Below are 17620 nucleotides of genomic sequence, written 5' to 3'. Positions count from 1 at the left end.
TCCCCCCGGGATGCGAACATACCGGAGGGAGCGGGAGAGTGGGCTTAGGTGCCCGACTTGATTTTGGTCCACAAGCGCGTCACAACACGCTGGACTTTCGCATCATAGGGCGAGGTGGTGTAAAGCGTGCCAAGGGCGGCTTCTGTCGGATAAATCGCCGGATCGCCGATCACATCCTCTTCAAGATGAGCTTGCGACGCTTCGTTGCCGTTGGCGTAGTAAACATAGTTCGACGCCGCCGCCATGTTGTGCTCGTCCATGATGAAGTTCAGGAACTTGTGCGCCGCGTCCGGGTTCGGGGCATCTGCCGGGATCGCCATCTGGTCGAACCACATCAGCGAGCCTTCTTTGAAGGCGTTATAGGCGATTTCAACACCGTTTTCGGCTTCGTCAGCACGGTCACGCGCCTGCAGAACGTCGCCGGACCAACCCACGGCCACACAGATGTCGCCATTGGCCAGTGCATTGATGTATTCCGAGCTGTGGAACTTTTGCACGTAAGGCGCGATGGCCGTCAGGACCGGTTCGGCCTTGGCGATTACGTCCGGATCATGGCTGTTCGGGTCTTCACCCAAATAGGCCAGTGCAGCCGGGATGATTTCCGACGGGGCGTCCAGAATATGCACGCCACACGAGGCCAGTTTTTCCATGTTGGCGGGATTCATGATCAGCGCAAGGCTGTCGATCGGAGCATCTTCGCCCAGCACTTCCTTAACCTTGCCGACGTTTACGCCCGCACCGGTGGTACCCCACATGTAGTTGATCGAATACGCGTTGCCGGGATCATAGGCGGCGGTGCGCTCGGCAATTACGTCCCACATGTTGCCGTGGTTGGACAGCTTAGACAGGTCCAGCGGCTGGAATGCGCCTGCAACGATCTGGCGCTGCAGGAAGGTGCCCGAAGGCACCACAACGTCATAGCCCGACCCACCGGCCAGCATCTTGGTTTCCAGAACCTCGTTCGAATCGAACACGTCGTAGATCAGGTCGATCCCGGTCTCTTCTTCGAATTTCGTCAGCAGTTCTTCGTCGATATAGTCCGACCAGTTATAGACGCGCACTTCTTCGGCAGTGGCAGCGGTGGCCCCCATCACGAAGGCTGCGCTCATCATAAGCCAGGATTTTTTCATACACTCTCTCCCTAGTTGGGGCATGACGCCCATTGGCGACATTTGATCAAAAAAATACGATTCACGCAATATGGTAAAATTACGGAAGTCATAGTAGGTTGCTTTCAAAGGGTATCTTCGACGCCGAAATAGGCAAAATATTTGAAACAACGGGGGCAAACTTGTCAGAACGCCAGGCCAAACTGCCAGATCACCAGCGGGTTTACCGCAAATTGCGGGAAATGATTCTGTTCGGAGAACTGGCGCCCGGCCAGCCTGTGACCATTCAGGGGCTGGTCTCGTCATTGGATGTGGGCATGACCCCGGTACGCGAAGCAATCCGACGGCTGACCTCGGAAGGGGCGTTGGAGTTCAAAGGCAATCGTCGCGTTTCGGTGCCACAGCCCGACATGACGCAATGGAATGATATCGCCTATGCGCGCCTGTCGGTCGAGCCCGAGTTGGCCCGTAAAGCCACAGAAAACATTGGGGAAGAGGAGTTTGCGCGCCTGGTTTCTTATGACGATCAGCTGAATGCAGCGATCGATAAAGGGGATGTGCGCGGATATCTTGAGCACAACTATCGCTTCCATGCCTATCTCTATGACTTGGCTGGGTCCGAGGTCCTGTCCTCTATTGCCAATATGCTGTGGCTGCGCGCTGGACCATCGCTGCGCGTGGTGCTGGGCCGCTATGGCACCGCCAACCTTCCCGACAAACACGCCGAGGCTATGGCCGCCATGCGCGCCGGTGATGGCGAGGGGGTCGCGGCCGCCATTCGCGAAGACATCGAGCAGGGAATCGCTCAGGTCCGCGAGACGCTTTTGTCGGCCTGAATTTGATCAGATCGCAGGTCTTGCGTTGACAGCTTAATTTTTGATCATATTGTTAACTCAGCTTTTGGCACGATCCAGAGGGTGGGTGATTCTCCTGTCCTTGGGCGTGACTCGACCACGTTTTCTAGGAGATCCAGGATGAACAAGATCACCAACCATCTGCCCACCGCCGAACTTCAGGCCATCGATGCAGCACACCATATGCACCCGTTCACCAATGACGGCGAACTTGGCCAGAAAGGCGCGCGGGTGATCACCTCGGCCAAGGGCGTGTTCCTGAAGGACAGTGAAGGCGAAGAGATTCTGGACGGCATGGCTGGCCTGTGGTGTGTGAACATCGGCTATGGCAACGAATCCATTGCCGAGGTCGCCGCGCGTCAGATGCGCGAGCTGCCCTATTACAACACCTTCTTCCAGACGACTCACGTGCCCGCCATCGCGCTGGCACAAAAGCTGGCGGAACTGGCACCGGGTGATTTGAACCACGTATTCTATGCCAATGGCGGCTCGGACGCGAATGACACCAACATCCGCATGGTCCGTACCTATTGGGCCGAGAAGGGCCAGCCGGAACGCGATGTGATCATCTCGCGCTGGAATGCCTATCACGGCTCGACCATTGGCGGTACAAGCTTGGGCGGCATGAAGGGCATGCACGGTCAGGGCAGCCTGCCGATCCCCGGCATCGAGTTCATCGAGCAGCCCAACTGGTACGCCGAAGGCGGCGACATGACGCCGGAAGAATTTGGTCTGGCGCGTGCACAAGAGCTGGAAGCCAAGATCAACGAAGTTGGCGCAGACAAGGTCGCAGCCTTCATTGGCGAGCCGATCCAGGGTGCTGGCGGTGTGATCGTTGCCCCCGACGGCTATTGGGCTGAAATTCAGCGTATCTGCCAGAAATATGACATCCTGCTGATCGTGGACGAGGTCATCACCGGCTTTGGTCGTACGGGCAATTGGTTCGGCAGCCAAACCCTTGATCTGAAACCTGATATCATGACCGTCGCGAAGGGTCTCAGCTCGGGCTATGCGCCGATTGGGGCATCGCTTGTGTCGGACAAGGTCGCGGAAGTTCTGGCCGGAACTGAATTCAACCACGGCTACACCTATTCGGGTCACCCGGTGGCCTGTGCGGTCGCGCTGGAGAACCTGCGCATCATGGAAGAGGAAGGCATTGTCGAGCATGTGCGCGACGTCGCTGGTCCCTATCTGGCTGAAAAATGGCACGAATTGGCGGATCATCCGATGGTGGGCGAAACTAAGATCGTCGGACTGATGGCCTCGCTTGCGCTGACGCCTGACAAGGATGCCCGCGCGCCGTTTGCAGCGGATGCTGGCACCGTTGGCCTGATCATCCGCGAGCGTAGCTTCGCCAACAACTTGATCATGCGTCATGTTGGGGACCGCATGGTGATCGCACCCCCGTTGGTCATCACCAAGGACGAGATCGATACGCTGATCACACGTGCCCGCAAAGCGCTGGACGAAGCCTATGAGATCGTAAAAGAAAAGGGCCTGATGGTCGCTGGTTAACCCAGTTTCTGGGCGGGCCTCGGGTCCGCCCATTCCAAGTTCTTACACCCCCTAGAAAGATCCGAGGGATCCATGGACCTGCTCACCGCAAATGACCGCCACGGGGAGTATCCCCAATCCTGGTATGCCGCCACTGCCGATGCGCCGGGTCCGTTTCCTGCTGCACAGGGCGAAGTGTCTTGTGACGTCTGCGTGATTGGTGGCGGGTTCACCGGTCTATCAGCAGCGCTGCATCTGGCGGAACGCGGCTATGACGTCGTGCTTCTGGAAGCGCAGCGCGTGGGCTTCGGCGCCTCTGGTCGTAATGGCGGGCAGGTCGGTATGGGCCAGCGGCTGGACCAAGACGAGCTGGAAAAGATGGTGGGCAAAGACGACGCCCGCAAGCTGTGGGACATGGCGTCCGAAAGCGTGCAGTTGGTGCGCGATGTGGTCGCCAAACACGCGCCCTATGCGGGGTTTACCGACGGCATCATCCACGCCATGCACCGCGCGCGTTACGTGCCCGAGGATCACGCCTATGTGCGCAAGCTGAATGAAGAATACGGCTATGACCAGATCCGCACTGTGGATCGAGAGGAGATGCGCGAGTTGTGTGGCTCACCCGCCTATCACGGTGGCTCTCTGGATTTGGGGGCAGGGCACACGCACCCGCTGCGACTGGCCTTTGGGATGGCGCGTGCTGCGGTGGCCGCGGGCGCGCGGATATATGAAACCAGCCGTGTCAGCAGCGTCAAAGAAGGCGGCACGGTGACGGTGCAGACCGACAAGGCCAAGATCCGGGCCAGCCATCTGGTCTGGGCCTGCAATGGCTATCTGGGCAACACGCAGACGCATGTCGCCGCGCGGGTCATGCCGATCAACAATTACATTCTGGCGACCGAGCCGCTGGATGCGGCTTTTGCTAAATCCCTGATCCGCGACGGGCACGCCGTGGCCGACAGCAAGTTCGTGATCAACTATTTCCGCCTGTCTGAAGACAACCGTATGCTGTTCGGCGGGGCCGAAAGCTATGGCTACAAGTTCCCGAAGGACATCGTAAAGCTGGTGTCAAAGCCGATGCTGGAAATCTATCCACAGCTGAAAGACACTAAAGTTGACTATGCCTGGGGCGGTACGCTGGGGATCACCATGAACCGGATGCCGCATTTCGAACGGTTGCAAGGGAACGTGCTGTCGGCGTCTGGTTATTCCGGGCATGGCGTTGCGATGGCGACGCTGGGTGGCAAGATGGTGGCCGAGGCGATCTCGGGGCAGGCTGAACGTTTCGATCTGATGGCACAGGTGCCGACCCATCGTTTCCCGGGCGGCGTGGCGCTGCGTTGGCCGCTTTTGGTGGCCGCGATGCTGTGGTTCAGCTTGCGCGACAGGCTGTAAACGCTTTTCAGACGTCTACCCCTTCGGGCCACTCACGTCCTCTGGCGCGACGGCCACGGTTTTTACGATGGCATAGAGTTCGGTCCCAGCGGACAGATCCATCGCTGCAAGCGATCGCTTGGTGATCCGCGCCAGTACCCGACCCGCAGCTGTGTCCAGCGACAAGATCGCCCCCGGACCAGCCCCTTCCTGAACTTCATGCACCACGCCGGGCAGGCAGTTCAGGGCTGAAATCCCCTCGGGCCGTCCGCGCGACAGGATCACGTCCTGTGCCGCAATGCGAACCCGAACCCGCGCGCCGGGATCTCGGGCGATGCGGGGCAGATACAGCGGGATACCACCGGCATCTAGCTCGGTCAGCCCGTCATCGTGGTGGGTGGCCACGCGGGCTTTGATCACGGCCCCCACAGACCGCACGTCGCCGGGGCTGAAACTGGGGTCGCCCAGAACCTCGATGGCGTCGCCTTGTCGTACAACCCGACCCTCTTCCAGTGCGACAACGGTGGTCGCCAGTCGCGCAACCTCGCTGGTCGAGTGCGTCACGTAAAGAATGGGCACTTCGCCCTCGTCGCGCAGACGTTCGAAATAGGGCAGGATCTCGTCCTTGCGGGGATCGTCCAGCGCGGCAAGCGGTTCGTCTGCCAGGATTAGTTGCGGGCGTGACAGTAGCGCGCGCCCGATGGCGACACGTTGCTTTTCGCCACCAGACAGGCGCGGGGTGCGGCGGTCCAGCAGATGCCCGATGCCCAGCATTTCGACCACGTGATCGAAACGCGCGGTGTCTGTGGGTTGGCGCGTGACGCGGCGGGCATAGTCCAGATTGCGCCGGACAGTCAGATGCGGAAACAGGCGGGCATCCTGAAAGACATATCCAATGCGGCGTTGGCTGGGGGGCAGGCATAGGCCCTGTACCGTGTCGAGCAGCACGTGATTGCCCACCGCGATCCGCCCTGAGACATCGCGGGTCAGGCCCGCCACTGCATCCACCACGCTGGTTTTACCAGACCCGGATGCGCCAAACAGAACGGTCAGTCCCGAGGGCGCAGCAACATCCACGTCCAGATCGAAGCCAGGGCGTTTGGCGCGTAGGGTGATCGAGAGGGCGGGCTGGGTCATGCGTCCTCCATCCGCTTGGCGACACGGCGGGCCAGCACTTCAGATGCGACCAGCGCACCCATCGCGATGATGATCGAGATTACGACCAATCGCAGCGCCGCATTCTCGCCGCCCGGGACTTGGAGGAAGCTATAGATGGCGGAGGGAACTGTGCGTGTCTCACCGGGGATGTTCGAGACGAAGGTAATCGTCGCCCCGAACTCCCCCATCGCTTTCGCAAAGCCAAGGATGGCACCTGCGATGATGCCGGGCAGGGCAAGGGGCAGGGTGACGGTGGAAAAGACCGACCAGCGGCTTGCGCCCAGGGTCGCGGCGGCGGCTTCTAGTTTGGGATCCACTGCCTCGATCGACAGGCGGATGGCGCGGACCATCAAGGGAAAACCCATAATTGCGGCAGCAAGCGCCGCACCGGTCCAGCGGAAGGCCAGCGGCAAGCCGAGCTTGGTTAGGAATGCTCCGAGCGGTGCAGTTCCGCCGAAGGTCAGCAGCAGAAGGTATCCGGTGACGACAGGCGGCAGAATCAAGGGCAGGTGGACCAGCCCGTTCACCACCTGCTTGCCGGGAAACTCTTTGCGGGCCAGCAGATGCGCAACCCAGATGGCGACGGGCAGGGACAGGACCGTCGCCCAACTTGCGACTTTCAATGACAGCGCGACCGCCTGCCATTCTTCGGGGCCAAGCCAACTCATTCCGACACCTCCGGCACAGGCAGGAAGCCATGCTGTTGCAGGATGGTTTGCCCGGACCCACTGGTCAGGTAATCCAGAAAGGCGGTGGCAGTGGCAAGATCACCTGACGCAATCGCCGCCCCCGGATAGGTGATCTGTGGGTGCGACTTGGTGGGGAACTGTCCGACAACGCGCACCTTTGGCTCGGCCTGTGCATCTGTCGCATAGACCACGCCCAAACGCGCCTCGCCCAACGCGACCAGCGCTAAGGCGGTGCGGACATTGTCAGTCTGCACAACATGCGGTTCCGCGTCGACCCAGAGCCCCAGATGGGTCAAAGCTGCCTTGCCGTATTGTCCCGAGGGAATGGCGTCGACCAGCGCCATGGATAGCCTGCCGCCCTCCAACGCTGCTGCAAAACTCTGAGGAGTTTTTGGAAAGTCCGTCGGGGTGGTCTGCTCTGTCGGGGCGATCATCACCAAGGCATTTCCGGAAAAATCCCGGCGCGTTCCGTCTGCCAGCAACCCCGCATTCTCGACAGCATCCATCCAATCGGTATTGGCGGACAGGAACACGTCCGCAGGTGCGCCCAAGGTGATCTGACGGGCCAAGACCGATGAACCCGCGAAGGACAGGGCAACGTCATGCCCCGTTGTGTCCTCGAACGCCTGTGCCACGTCGTCCAGCGCCCCACCCAGACTGGCGGCCGCGAAAACGGTGATCCGGTCGGCAAACGAGGGCAGGCCTGATGCGCCCAATAACAGGGCAGCGAGGGTATATCGACGGGCACATAAAAACATCTCGGATCGAGATAACGGGATGCGCGGCCCGTCAGCAAGGGGTTTTGCGGCGAGGGCGACATATCGCCCTGTTCGCATGGGGTTAGGCGAAGCGGACATCCACGCTGCCAAACGCCCCGAAATCCGCATGAATGTCGGTGCCAGAAGGGCATTCGACAGGGCGGATGAAGCTGCCGGATAGGATGATCTGGCCGGGTTCGATGCTTTGGCCGTATTGCGCCATGCGGCGGGCCAGCCAGACAACGCTTTCCACGGGATCATTCAACACGCCTGCGCCCAGACCGGTTTCCTCGACCTCGCCATTGCGGCTGGTGATGGCGCCGACCCAGCGCAGGTCAAAGGCATCGATTGCATGGCGTTCAGCGCCCAGAACGATCCCGGCATTGGCCGCGTTGTCACTGATCGTGTCAAAGACGGTGCGGGCAGCACCCGTTTCGGGATCCACGCGCTGTATGCGGGTGTCCAGGATCTCGATCGACGGGGCAACATAATCTGTGGCGGCGATTACATCTTCGCGGGTGACGCTTTCACCGCCGATGGCGTCTTTCATCACGAAGGCAATTTCGGCTTCGATACGAGGCTGGATGAACCGGCCTGCAGGCACCGTCGCGCCGTTCTCAAACAGCATGTCGTCAAACAGAATACCGCTGTCCGGGATATCGATGTTCAGCGCATATTGCATCGCTTTTGATGTCAGCCCGATCTTCCAGCCGATGACCTTGCGCCCCTCGTCCAGCTTGGCGCGATAGATTGCGTTCTGCACTTCATAAGCATCGTCCATCCCCATCGCAGGGTGGTGTTTGGACAGAAGCCCGATCTGCTCGCGGGTCTTTTCAGCGGCAAGTAAATCAGCTGCGGCGCGGGCGTGATCCTCGGGTGTCATACGACTTCATCCTCAACCGTGTTGGACAGAGTGCCGATGCCATCGACCGAGACTTCGACCACGTCGCCGGGCACAAGGTATTTTGGCGGATCGAACCGCGCGCCTGCGCCCGTGGGGGTGCCGGTCACGATCATATCGCCGGGCTGCAGCGTCATGAAGGTCGAGATATAGGCGATTTCCTCGCGGATCGGGAACATCATGCGGTTCAGGGTATCATCCTGACGCAGCTCTCCGTTCACATGAGTTTGGATGCGTGCGTCATCCAGCTGTGCGGCGTCGGTGAAAGGCACAAGCCACGGACCAATCGCACCCGAGCGATCCCAGTTCTTGCCTTGGGTGACGTTGAACTTCGCGTGGCGCACCCAATCACGGATTGTGCCTTCGTTGCACAGGGTCAGTGCCGCGATGTGGTCATAGGCGTCCTCGGCCGCGATCCGACGGCCCGTCTTGCCGATCACAATTGCCACCTCACCTTCGTAATCCAGCGTGTGGTTTTCCGGCGGGCGGATCAGCGGACGATTGTGCCCGGTGAAGCCGCTGGCAAAGCGCGGGAACAGTGACATGTATTTCGGCTGCGCGCTGCCATCTTTGTATTCGGCGTTGCGATCCGGAAAGTTCACGCCCACGCAGAGGATGCGCTGGGCGTCCGGCATCACCATCTCGAACGTATAGTCGGTATGGGTGACGTCGCGGCCCGCGGCGGCTTTGGCCAACTGCTCGAACCCGCCTGCCGCAATGACTTCGTAAAGGCTTGCGTGATCGGGAAAGGCGTCATTCAGGGCAATAGCCCCGTCATCCGTGATGGCACCGAAGAAGGTTTCACCCTCGGCAGAGAAAGTGGCAAAGCGCATGTGTTGTCCTTTGATCGTCGGTTAGACCGAGAAACTGATATTGGCCTGTCCGGTCCCAGAGCTGCCGAAATAGGGGGTGTAGATGTCGATCTCGCCCTCGTAATCCTTCCAACCCAACGCGCCGAACAGAAGAGCGGTGTCATTCATCGCGCATTCGCCGGTACATTTGACGGCATAGTCAGGTAGTAGGTCCAGGAACTCGGCCCATTTGCCGTTCTCCCAAAGCTCAAGCACGCGCAGGTCCATCTGGCGATTGAACTCGCCATTCACCGAATTCAGCCCATCAATCGAGCGTTCGTTGGGCGTGAAGTCATGGCTCATCGACCCAGAGGCGAAGATCGCAACCTTACGGTCTGATCGCTTGATTCCTTCAGCGATCGCAGAGCCCCAACGACGGTTTTCCTCAATGGACGAGAATTGGTTCACGGCGATGGGCAACACGCGGGCGTTTACACCCTTGTTGATGAAGTGCATCGGTAGCAGGGTGCCATATTCCATGCCCAAATCGGGCTGCGCATGGCCCATTGCGCGCTCGCCACGTTCTTCCAAAACGCTCAAGATGCTCTGCGCCAACTCGTTGTCACCCTGATAGTCGAACTCCATATCTGCCAGCATGTGCGGCAGCTCGTGGCTGATGAAGCGCCCCTTGTGATGGGGCTTGGCATTCAGGTGAAAGCCTTGATTGGTGATCCAATGCGTGTCGAACACGATGAACGTGTCAACGCCCCGGTCAATCGCGTCCTGCCGTAGTTTGGCATAGCCATCCACGGCCGGTTGGCGGATGCCTTTGTACTTTTCCATGGTTTCGGACATCCAGATGCTGGGCACGTGGGTGATTTTCGCAGCTTGAACGATCTGTCCCATTGGGTCTCCTCCCGTTGGTGGTCGCGCGTTTCCGTTTGGGCGGGTGCTTAGGCACCCAGCCGCATGATTTTGTGTTGGCCGGTGGCAAAGCCCACGTGTTTTTGTTCCATATAGAATTCGAACGACCAATCGCCGCCGTCGCGCCCGATGCCCGAGGCTTTCACGCCGCCGAACGGGGTCGGCAGGTGGCGCACGTTCTCCGAGTTCACCCAGATCATGCCTGCTTCCAGCTTGTCTGTGAAGCGCAGCGCGCGGGTCAGGTCGTTGGTCCACACGTAACCTGTCAGGCCGTAATCCGTGTCGTTGGCAATTGATAGCGCCTCGTCCTCGGTCGAGAAGGGGATCGAGGTCAGGACTGGGCCAAAGATTTCCTCACGCGCGATGCGCATCTGGTTGGTGGCATTGGTGAACAGCGTCGGGCGCACGAAGTATCCTTCGTCACCGACCTTCACGCCGCCAGCGGCAACAGTCGCGCCGTCTTCCTTGGCGATGTCGAAATACGAGCTCACCTTATTGTAGTGCTCTTCGGTCACCAGCGGGCCGATCTCGGTCGTGGGATCCAGCGGGTGGCCAACCTTGATGTTGTTCACGCGCAGGGCGAGCTTGGCTTCGAATTCTTCCTTGATCGTGTCCTGTACCAGCAGGCGGGACGAGGACGTACAGCGCTCGCCATTGATCGAGTAGATCATGAAGATCACCGCATCCAGCGCGCGGTCCAGATCAGCGTCATCAAAGACAATCACAGGGTTTTTCCCGCCCAATTCCAGATGGTTACGCTTATGTGTATCCGCGCCCTGTTTGACGATCAGGCTGCCGGTGCGGCTTTCGCCAACAAAGGCAATCGCCTTGATTTTCGGATGTTCACACAGCGCTTTGCCCGCGTCCGGGCCAAAACCGTTCACGGTGTTCAACACGCCTTTGGGCAGGCCAGCTTCTTCCGCGATCTCGACCAGTAGGCGAGCGGTCAGGGGGCTGTCTTCGGCGGGCTTGTGCACCACGGTGCAGCCCGCGGCCAGAGCAGGCGCAATCTTCCACGTGGACAGCATGAAGGGCGTGTTCCACGGAGTAATGACACCCACCGGGCCGATCGGCGTGCGGCTGGTCACGTTCATAAGCGTGGGCGACTTCAGGTGCTGCCCGTCGCGAGCCTGAATGACCTGATCGGCGAAGTAGCGGAAGTTCTCGGCCCCGCGCAGGGCGGCTTTCGACATGAAGCGCAGGGTTTGGCCTGTGTCCCAGCATTCGCACAGCGAAATCTCTTCGGCGCGCGCTTCGATGGCGTCCGCGACGTTCAGCAAGATGCGGCGGCGTTCCGTGGCGGGCATGTCGCGCCAGCCTGCAAAGGCGTCATGGGCGGCATTGGCTGCGGCGTCGATGTCATCCGCCGTGCCGTGGGCCACATCGCAGATCACCGACTTGTCCACCGGGCTGGTGGTCTGGAACACGCCGCCCGCGCCGTCCCGATCCTCACCCGCGATCCGGTTCTTGATCCCGCTCGCGCGGAACCGTTCAAGATAGCCCGCGAGTTTAGAAAGATTGCTGTCCAGATCCGACATGTTGCCCTCATACGTTCAGTAATTAATTGCGATGTTAACTAATGGTGGAGCGACTGTCAACAATAGTTGCTTTGTTCATTTCCTACGCCTTGCTATAACACCCGTATGACCAAGAATAATTCGACCCGTTCCGGCTTCCCCAGCACTTCTCGTTCGCTGCCGATCTCGCTTCTTCGGGCGCGCGAGGTGGTGATGCAGCCGATTCGTGACATGCTGGGTGAGCTTGGCCTGACCGAACAAAAATGGCGCATCCTGCGTACGCTGGACGAGCTGGGCGAGGTTGAACAAAGCACCATCGCGAAAGAGGCCTGCCTGCTTTTGCCCAGCCTGACGCGGATCCTGCGGGGGATGGAGGCAGATGGTCTGATCTCGCGCCAGTCCGACGCCAAGGACAAGCGCCGCACGCTCGTCACGATTACGGACAAAGGACGCGCCATCGTGCGCGACAACCTGCATTTGGCCAACGACATTGCGACCCGGATCGAGACGCATATGGGCCAGGATGAGGTGAAACAGCTTCTGGATCTTCTGGAAAAGCTGCAGGCCGCCAAGCTCTGACTTCGGCGTCAAACCCTGCTTCTGGCGCATAAGGGCTTGCAAACGCCGCCTTTCGTCAGCAGGTGTATCGCGCAGAAGAGTATCACCTTTTTGCAGCGGAGGCTTTGCAGGTGGACATCAGATTTGATCATGGACCGGATGGGGATGCGGGGCTGTTCACAGCCCCGCAGGATCAGATCGTGGCGTGGTCTCTGGACGATGTGCCGGCCGCACTGGACCGTCTGGATCAAGCACAGAAAAGCGGGGCGTGGCTGGCTGGGTTTGCAAGCTACGAGCTTGGTTATGCGCTGGAGCGGCGTCTCGAGGCACTGCTAAAACCGAACCGCCGCCTGCCGCTGCTGATGTTTGGTCTTTATGATAGCCCTACTCCCGCATCCGCGCTTCGGCCCGGCGACGCCGCGCTGTCCGATCTGACGCCCGACTGGGATGCCGACACCTATGCTCGTGGGTTTCAGGCGGTGCATGACTATATCTGCGCGGGCGATACCTATCAGGTGAACCTGACCTTCCCGATCCGGGGCAGGGCGCAAGGCGACGCGCAGGCGCTCTATCATGCGCTTTCGCGCTTGCAACCGGTTCAATATGGCGCGCTTGTGCAGGCCGATGGTCTACCCGCGATCCTGTCCCGCTCGCCCGAATTATTCTTCCGTACGGATGCTGACGGGATGATCGAGACCCGCCCGATGAAAGGCACCCAACCGCGCAGTTCTGACCCGGTCGAGGACGCCGCCCGCGCCGTGTTCCTGAAAAGCGACGAAAAAAATCAGGCCGAAAACCTGATGATCGTGGACCTTCTGCGCAACGACATCTCGCGTATTTGCGAGGCGGGCAGCGTCCACGTGCCCGAGCTGTTCACCGTCGAAAGCTACGAGACCGTACACCAAATGGTGTCGCTGATCCGCGGCCAGATGGAGGCGGGCACCAGCCTGTCCGACATCCTGTGCGCGCTCTTCCCCTGCGGCTCGATCACCGGCGCCCCCAAACTGCGTGCGATGGAAATCATCGCCGAGCTGGAACCCAACCCGCGCGACATCTATTGCGGCTCGATCGGCTGGATGGCCCCCGATGGGCGCGCGGAGTTCAACGTTGCCATCCGCACGCTTTTGCTGGACGGGCAGGACGCGACGCTGAATGTGGGCGGGGGGCTGGTCTATGACAGCACCGCAGCGTCGGAATACGAAGAGGCGCTGTGGAAGGCGCGGTTTGCGTCGCGATTGGAGCGGTAAGTACGCGTCAAAAACAGACGTCCCGAGGGCCTAAGCCCTTCGTTCCGAAGCCAAACTTCACGTCATCTGTTTTTCGGGAGATTTGGAAAATGGTGGGCGACCTTGGAATCGAACCAAGCGTGAGTCGCCTCGAGGGAGTTACAGTCCCCTGCCACACCTTGCGGCCTGTCGCCCACTTTTTCCTGCGCAATCTGCGCTGAACGTGGGGCTAGGTATCGCGGGCAGCGGGCCGCGTCAATACGAAAAATCGCCCAAATGCACTTGTCTCTTAGAAAGCCATGGCGCATTGTCCGGGCCTTGAAAAACTTCCAGCGGATCGCGTGATGAAAAAGCCAAAATGGGTCGTCAAAAAGGAACAAGACAAGCGTCAGGCGGCGTCTGAAACCGTGTGGCTTTTCGGGCTGCATGCGGTGCGTGATGCGCTGATGAACCCAGACCGCGTGCGGTTGCGGTTGATCGTGACGAAAAACGCGAGCGACAAACTGGCGGACGCGATCGCGACCTCCGGTATGACGCCTGAAATGGCCGACCCGCGCAGTTTTCCGGCGCCGATTGATCCCAATTCGGTTCATCAGGGCGCGGCGCTTGAAGTGAAGCCATTGAACTGGGGCGACTTTGCCAGCCGGGTGATTGGCGGCGAAGGCAAGATGCCCGTCGTGGTTATGCTCGACCGTGTGACCGATCCGCATAATGTGGGCGCGATTCTGCGCTCGGCCGAGGTGTTCGGCGCCAGTGCCGTTGTTGGGACGAAACACGGATCCGCACCTGAGACAGGTGCCCTGGCCAAGACCGCTTCGGGCGCGTTGGAGCGTCAGCCCTATCTGCGCGTACGCAATCTGGCAGAATCAATGGAAGAGTTGCGCAAAATGGGTTTTGTGGTTCTTGGCATGGATGGCGAGGCGACTGAGACCATTGAAGAGGCATTGGCTGCACGTCCGGATCGCCCCGTCGCGCTGGTCATGGGGGCCGAAGGGCCGGGGCTGCGTGAAAAGACCAAGGCGACCTGTGATGCGCTGGTGAAAATCCCATTCGCGCGCGACTTTGGTTCGCTGAACGTGTCCAACGCGGCGGCAGTCGCGCTTTATGCCACCCGCCTCACGCGGTGATCACCTTGTTGTGGGTAGGGCTGTAATATCCGCCCCGGCAGCGCAGATTAGGGACAGCCGAAAAAGGAGGTCCCAATGTCGAAACTGTCCCTATCCCGCCGTCATGTTCTGTCTGGTCTGATCGCTTTCCCCGTTGGGGCGGCGCTTCTGACGCAACCGGCTTTTGCCGCCAACCCGCCAGTCTATACCGAAGATGGCATCGCGTGGGACGGGCATGACCCCGTGGCCTATTTCACCAAGGGTGCACCGACGCCTGGGGTAACTGAGTTCTCGTTGGACTATGAAGGCGCGACGGTGTTGTTCTCCAGCGCCGAAACCCGCGACATGTTCGCAGCTGACCCCGCGAAATACGCGCCACAGTTCGGCGGTTACTGCGCCTATGCGGCCAGCAAAGGCTATATCGCCCCCACTGTGCCCGAGGCTTGGACCGTCTATGACGACAAGCTCTACCTGAATTTCAGCCTGCGCGCGCGCGAGCTGTGGTTGCAGGACATCCCCGGCAACATCGCCAAAGGCAATGCGAATTGGCCGGGTATTCTTGAGGGCTGATGCCTGACGGGCGGATCACAAGTGTTTTACCAGCCCTTCCAATTCCGCCCCGCCAACATATCTGACTAACAGAGGCCAGGCTGTGGAACGCCTGCAACCTCATTCACTGTCCCTCGTTCCACCAACTGCGCCCGAGGCAATACTCCCCTCGGGCGCTTTTTCTTTTCTGGCCTTGGAATGGACATCTTGGGTGATTAGCTGGGGGGGAATGACACAGACAGATATCGACACCCGCCTTCGCAATATACTGACCTCGACCCGCGTGATCGGCCTTATCGGTTTGTCGCATAAGCCGGAACGTGCGTCTTACCGCGTCGCCCGGTTTCTGTCTGAAAATGGCTATCGGGTGATTGGTGTCAATCCAGGATTGGCAGGCAAAGAGATGTTTGGCGAAGTCGTTGTGGCATCCGTCGCGGATCTGCCGAAAGAGACCGACATGATCGATCTTTTCCGCCGCTCTGAGGCAATCGAACCCTTCGTGGACGACGCATTGGCGAATTTGCCGAACCTGCGCACGGTCTGGATGCAGTTGGAGATCTTCAACGCGCCCGCGCGGGCCAAGGCCGAAGCGCGCGGGATCGAGGTGGTCGAGGATCGCTGCCCTGCGATTGAATATCCGCGCTTGATTGGATCGGGTGCTCTGACTGAACTGGTGGGGTAGGGGGCTTTGCCCCCGCGCAAAATCTATGATTTGGCGCTCCCCCAGGATATTTAAGACAAGAAAAAGAGAGTCTTAGGTCTGGCGCGCTGCTTTTTCTGCGATGCCCGAGGTGCCTTCGCGACGCTCAAGCTCGGCCAGCACGTCTTCCAGAGCCACGTCGCGGGCGGCGAGCATGACCAGAAGGTGATAGAGCACGTCCGCAGCCTCGTAGGTCAGGTTCTCGCGATCGTTTTTGGCGGCGGCGATGATAGCCTCGATCGCTTCTTCCCCGAACTTTTCGGCGCATTTTTCAGGGCCTTTGGCCAGCAGTTTGGCGGTCCAGCTGCTGTCGGGATCTGCGGATTTGCGCGCCTCGATCGTAGCGGCCAGTTGGGTCAGAATGCTCATGTCAGCCTCATCGGGATGCCTGCGGCGGCCATGTGTTCTTTGGCCTCGCGGATGGTGTAGTCGCCGAAGTGGAAGATGGAGGCCGCCAGCACAGCGCTGGCGCCGCCTTCGGTCACGCCCTCCACAAGGTGGTCCAGATTGCCAACGCCGCCCGAGGCGATCACCGGCACATGCACCGCGTCGGAAATGGCGCGGGTCAGCGGCAGGTTGAAGCCTGCGCGGGTGCCGTCGCGGTCCATCGAGGTCAGCAGGATTTCACCCGCGCCTTTCTGTTCCATCAGTTTGGCGAACTCGACTGCATCAATCGGGTTGCCATCCGCATCCAGCGCGGGTTTGCGGCCGCCATGGGTAAAGATGCCCCATTTGTTGGGATTTCCGTCCGCGTCATGTCCAATGGTCTTGGCGTCGATGGCGACCACGATGCATTGGCTGCCGAAACGGTCTGCCGAACGTGCGATCACATCCGGGTCAGCTACGGCGGCTGAATTGAAGCTGACCTTGTCCGCGCCCGCCAGAAGGAGGTCGCGCACGTCTTCCGGGCTGCGCACACCGCCACCGATGGTCAGCGGCATGAAGCACTGCTCGGCCGTGCGGGTGGCCAGATCATACATGGTGCCCCGGTTTTCGTGGGTCGCCTTGATATCGAGGAAACAGAGTTCGTCTGCACCGGCGGCGTCATAGGCGCGCGCCTGTTCCACCGGGTCGCCCGCGTCGATCAGATCGACGAAGTTGACGCCTTTCACCGTGCGGCCCTCGGCCACGTCGAGACAGGGGATGATGCGGGTTTTCAGCATGTATCAGCCTTTCAGGACGTCCAACGCCTCTTTCAAATCAATCGCGCCGTCATAAAGCGCGCGGCCCGAGATGGCGCCGTTCAGGGGGGCACCGCAGGATTTCAGCGCGCGCAGGTCGTCCAACGAGCTGACGCCGCCTGATGCGATGACGGGGATCGAGACCGCGCGGGCCAGATCGGCAGTCGCCTCGGTGTTCGGGCCTTGCATCGCGCCGTCGCGGTTGATGTCGGTGTAGATGATGGCGCAGACGCCTGCGTCCTCAAACGACTTGGCAAGGTCGGTGACCATGACGTCGGTTTCCTCGGCCCAGCCTTTGGTGGCAACGCGACCGTCACGGGCGTCGATGCCGACGGCGACCTTGCCCGGGAAGGCGCGGGAGGCTTCACGGACCAGATCGGGGTTTTCGACGGCCACAGTGCCAAGGATCACGCGGGACAGACCCTTTTCGATCCAGCTTTCGATGGTGGCCATGTCGCGGATGCCGCCGCCCAGCTGGGCAGGGACGTCGATGGCGCCCAAGATGGCTTCGACGGCGGCGCCGTTCACTGGCTCGCCTGCGAACGCACCGTTCAGGTCGACCAGATGGATCCATTCGCAACCCGCGTCCTGAAACGCCCGCGCCTGAGCTGCGGGGTCGTCGTTAAACACGGTTGCTTCTTCCATCTCGCCGCGCAGCAAGCGCACGCATTGGCCGTCTTTCAGGTCGATGGCAGGATAGAGGATCATGGCTGGCGCTCCGTTAATCAGTC

19 protein-coding genes and 1 tRNA gene are annotated in these 17620 nt (G+C 60.2%); 8 read left to right on the top strand and 12 right to left on the bottom strand.

Features of this window, described 5'->3' with window-relative positions; all coding sequences use genetic code 11:
• Nucleotides 1-44: 44 nt before the first annotated feature.
• Nucleotides 45-1130: a polyamine ABC transporter substrate-binding protein gene (locus G0Q00_RS06085; RefSeq protein ID WP_163037311.1), complete on the bottom strand. Its 1086-nt coding sequence runs from the start codon at nt 1128-1130 to the stop codon at nt 45-47.
• A gap of 98 nt (nt 1131-1228) precedes the next feature.
• Here G0Q00_RS06085 and G0Q00_RS06080 point away from each other — a divergent pair, with 98 nt between their 5' ends.
• From G0Q00_RS06080 to G0Q00_RS06070, 3 genes are all read left to right on the top strand, one after another.
• The gene (locus G0Q00_RS06080) at nt 1229-1945 is read left to right on the top strand and encodes a GntR family transcriptional regulator (protein WP_370458540.1); all 717 of its coding nucleotides are present in this window, start codon (nt 1229-1231) and stop codon (nt 1943-1945) included.
• 138 nt (nt 1946-2083) lie between these two features.
• On the top strand, nt 2084-3478 hold the full coding sequence (locus G0Q00_RS06075) for an aspartate aminotransferase family protein (protein ID WP_163037308.1): 1395 nt from the start codon (nt 2084-2086) through the stop codon (nt 3476-3478).
• A 72-nt stretch (nt 3479-3550) separates the two neighbouring features.
• Nucleotides 3551-4852: an FAD-binding oxidoreductase gene (locus tag G0Q00_RS06070; RefSeq protein WP_163037306.1), complete on the top strand. Its 1302-nt coding sequence runs from the start codon at nt 3551-3553 to the stop codon at nt 4850-4852.
• A 15-nt stretch (nt 4853-4867) separates the two neighbouring features.
• Here the strand turns inward: G0Q00_RS06070 and modC are convergent, their stop codons facing one another.
• The 7 genes from modC to hpaE form a co-directional block, all read right to left on the bottom strand.
• Nucleotides 4868-5968: a molybdenum ABC transporter ATP-binding protein gene (gene modC / locus G0Q00_RS06065; protein ID WP_163037304.1), complete on the bottom strand. Its 1101-nt coding sequence runs from the start codon at nt 5966-5968 to the stop codon at nt 4868-4870.
• Nucleotides 5965-6657 (bottom strand): molybdate ABC transporter permease subunit, encoded by a 693-nt coding sequence (modB, locus tag G0Q00_RS06060; protein WP_163037302.1) that lies wholly within the window; start codon nt 6655-6657, stop codon nt 5965-5967. The genes modC and modB overlap by 4 nt, the downstream gene beginning before the upstream one ends.
• Nucleotides 6654-7436, bottom strand: a complete 783-nt coding sequence (gene modA, locus G0Q00_RS06055) for a molybdate ABC transporter substrate-binding protein (RefSeq protein ID WP_163037300.1) — start codon at nt 7434-7436, stop codon at nt 6654-6656. Before modA ends, modB begins: the two co-directional genes overlap by 4 nt.
• 82 nt (nt 7437-7518) lie before the next feature.
• Nucleotides 7519-8319: a 2-oxo-hept-4-ene-1,7-dioate hydratase gene (gene hpaH / locus G0Q00_RS06050; RefSeq protein ID WP_163037298.1), complete on the bottom strand. Its 801-nt coding sequence runs from the start codon at nt 8317-8319 to the stop codon at nt 7519-7521.
• Nucleotides 8316-9170 carry a fumarylacetoacetate hydrolase family protein gene (locus G0Q00_RS06045; protein ID WP_163037296.1) on the bottom strand — a complete coding sequence of 285 codons (855 nt, stop codon included), beginning with the start codon at nt 9168-9170 and terminating at the stop codon, nt 8316-8318. The genes hpaH and G0Q00_RS06045 overlap by 4 nt, the downstream gene beginning before the upstream one ends.
• A gap of 21 nt (nt 9171-9191) precedes the next feature.
• Nucleotides 9192-10034: a 3,4-dihydroxyphenylacetate 2,3-dioxygenase gene (gene hpaD, locus G0Q00_RS06040; RefSeq protein WP_163037294.1), complete on the bottom strand. Its 843-nt coding sequence runs from the start codon at nt 10032-10034 to the stop codon at nt 9192-9194.
• Between the two features lie 47 nt (nt 10035-10081).
• Nucleotides 10082-11590 carry a 5-carboxymethyl-2-hydroxymuconate semialdehyde dehydrogenase gene (hpaE, locus tag G0Q00_RS06035; RefSeq protein ID WP_163037292.1) on the bottom strand — a complete coding sequence of 503 codons (1509 nt, stop codon included), beginning with the start codon at nt 11588-11590 and terminating at the stop codon, nt 10082-10084.
• A gap of 105 nt (nt 11591-11695) precedes the next feature.
• Between hpaE and hpaR the strand changes: the two genes are divergently transcribed.
• Entirely contained in the window at nt 11696-12148 is a 453-nt protein-coding gene (gene hpaR / locus G0Q00_RS06030) for a homoprotocatechuate degradation operon regulator HpaR (protein ID WP_163037290.1), read from the top strand.
• Nucleotides 12149-12258: 110 nt separating this feature from the next.
• Entirely contained in the window at nt 12259-13374 is a 1116-nt protein-coding gene (locus tag G0Q00_RS06025) for an aminodeoxychorismate synthase component I (protein ID WP_370458539.1), read from the top strand.
• A 90-nt stretch (nt 13375-13464) separates the two neighbouring features.
• Here the strand turns inward: G0Q00_RS06025 and G0Q00_RS06020 are convergent.
• A tRNA-Tyr gene (locus G0Q00_RS06020) sits at nt 13465-13548 on the bottom strand.
• A 149-nt stretch (nt 13549-13697) separates the two neighbouring features.
• Between G0Q00_RS06020 and rlmB the strand changes: the two genes are divergently transcribed.
• From rlmB to G0Q00_RS06005, 3 genes are all read left to right on the top strand, one after another.
• Nucleotides 13698-14480 carry a 23S rRNA (guanosine(2251)-2'-O)-methyltransferase RlmB gene (gene rlmB, locus G0Q00_RS06015; RefSeq protein ID WP_163037288.1) on the top strand — a complete coding sequence of 261 codons (783 nt, stop codon included), beginning with the start codon at nt 13698-13700 and terminating at the stop codon, nt 14478-14480.
• A 75-nt stretch (nt 14481-14555) separates the two neighbouring features.
• A complete protein-coding gene (locus G0Q00_RS06010) occupies nt 14556-15029 on the top strand; it encodes a YHS domain-containing (seleno)protein (RefSeq protein WP_163037287.1) in 474 nt (157 codons plus the stop codon).
• 208 nt (nt 15030-15237) lie between these two features.
• On the top strand, nt 15238-15690 hold the full coding sequence (locus G0Q00_RS06005; protein ID WP_163037285.1) for a CoA-binding protein: 453 nt from the start codon (nt 15238-15240) through the stop codon (nt 15688-15690).
• 72 nt (nt 15691-15762) lie between these two features.
• Here G0Q00_RS06005 and G0Q00_RS06000 read toward each other — a convergent pair whose 3' ends face one another.
• Genes G0Q00_RS06000 through hisA form a run of 3 tightly spaced genes read right to left on the bottom strand, consistent with a single transcriptional unit; the run spans nt 15763 to nt 17597 of the window.
• On the bottom strand, nt 15763-16077 hold the full coding sequence (locus G0Q00_RS06000) for a phosphoribosyl-ATP diphosphatase (RefSeq protein ID WP_163037283.1): 315 nt from the start codon (nt 16075-16077) through the stop codon (nt 15763-15765).
• Nucleotides 16074-16871, bottom strand: a complete 798-nt coding sequence (gene hisF / locus G0Q00_RS05995; protein ID WP_163037281.1) for an imidazole glycerol phosphate synthase subunit HisF — start codon at nt 16869-16871, stop codon at nt 16074-16076. The genes G0Q00_RS06000 and hisF overlap by 4 nt, the downstream gene beginning before the upstream one ends.
• A 3-nt stretch (nt 16872-16874) precedes the next feature.
• Entirely contained in the window at nt 16875-17597 is a 723-nt protein-coding gene (hisA, locus tag G0Q00_RS05990) for a 1-(5-phosphoribosyl)-5-[(5-phosphoribosylamino)methylideneamino]imidazole-4-carboxamide isomerase (protein WP_163037279.1), read from the bottom strand.
• Between the last annotated feature and the right edge of the window lie 23 nt (nt 17598-17620).

It is taken from the genome of Aliiroseovarius sp. PrR006, from assembly GCF_010500215.1.
Classification (GTDB): domain Bacteria; phylum Pseudomonadota; class Alphaproteobacteria; order Rhodobacterales; family Rhodobacteraceae; genus Aliiroseovarius.
The sequence above is the reverse complement of the archived record's forward strand: the minus strand, read 5'-3'. Positions and strand labels throughout refer to the sequence as shown.

Bases quoted from the DNA above. Each gene is read 5' to 3' on its own strand.
- G0Q00_RS06085 (WP_163037311.1), bottom strand. From the start codon at position 1,130: ATGAAAAAATCCTGGCTTATGATGAGCGCAGCCTTCGTGATGGGGGCC.
- G0Q00_RS06075 (WP_163037308.1), top strand. From the start codon at position 2,084: ATGAACAAGATCACCAACCATCTGCCCACCGCCGAACTTCAGGCCATC.
- G0Q00_RS06070 (WP_163037306.1), top strand. From the start codon at position 3,551: ATGGACCTGCTCACCGCAAATGACCGCCACGGGGAGTATCCCCAATCC.
- modC (WP_163037304.1), bottom strand. From the start codon at position 5,968: ATGACCCAGCCCGCCCTCTCGATCACCCTACGCGCCAAACGCCCTGGC.
- modB (WP_163037302.1), bottom strand. From the start codon at position 6,657: ATGAGTTGGCTTGGCCCCGAAGAATGGCAGGCGGTCGCGCTGTCATTG.
- modA (WP_163037300.1), bottom strand. From the start codon at position 7,436: ATGTTTTTATGTGCCCGTCGATATACCCTCGCTGCCCTGTTATTGGGC.
- hpaH (WP_163037298.1), bottom strand. From the start codon at position 8,319: ATGACACCCGAGGATCACGCCCGCGCCGCAGCTGATTTACTTGCCGCT.
- G0Q00_RS06045 (WP_163037296.1), bottom strand. From the start codon at position 9,170: ATGCGCTTTGCCACTTTCTCTGCCGAGGGTGAAACCTTCTTCGGTGCC.
- hpaD (WP_163037294.1), bottom strand. From the start codon at position 10,034: ATGGGACAGATCGTTCAAGCTGCGAAAATCACCCACGTGCCCAGCATC.
- hpaE (WP_163037292.1), bottom strand. From the start codon at position 11,590: ATGTCGGATCTGGACAGCAATCTTTCTAAACTCGCGGGCTATCTTGAA.
- hpaR (WP_163037290.1), top strand. From the start codon at position 11,696: ATGACCAAGAATAATTCGACCCGTTCCGGCTTCCCCAGCACTTCTCGT.
- rlmB (WP_163037288.1), top strand. From the start codon at position 13,698: ATGAAAAAGCCAAAATGGGTCGTCAAAAAGGAACAAGACAAGCGTCAG.
- G0Q00_RS06010 (WP_163037287.1), top strand. From the start codon at position 14,556: ATGTCGAAACTGTCCCTATCCCGCCGTCATGTTCTGTCTGGTCTGATC.
- G0Q00_RS06005 (WP_163037285.1), top strand. From the start codon at position 15,238: ATGACACAGACAGATATCGACACCCGCCTTCGCAATATACTGACCTCG.
- G0Q00_RS06000 (WP_163037283.1), bottom strand. From the start codon at position 16,077: ATGAGCATTCTGACCCAACTGGCCGCTACGATCGAGGCGCGCAAATCC.
- hisF (WP_163037281.1), bottom strand. From the start codon at position 16,871: ATGCTGAAAACCCGCATCATCCCCTGTCTCGACGTGGCCGAGGGCCGC.
- hisA (WP_163037279.1), bottom strand. From the start codon at position 17,597: ATGATCCTCTATCCTGCCATCGACCTGAAAGACGGCCAATGCGTGCGC.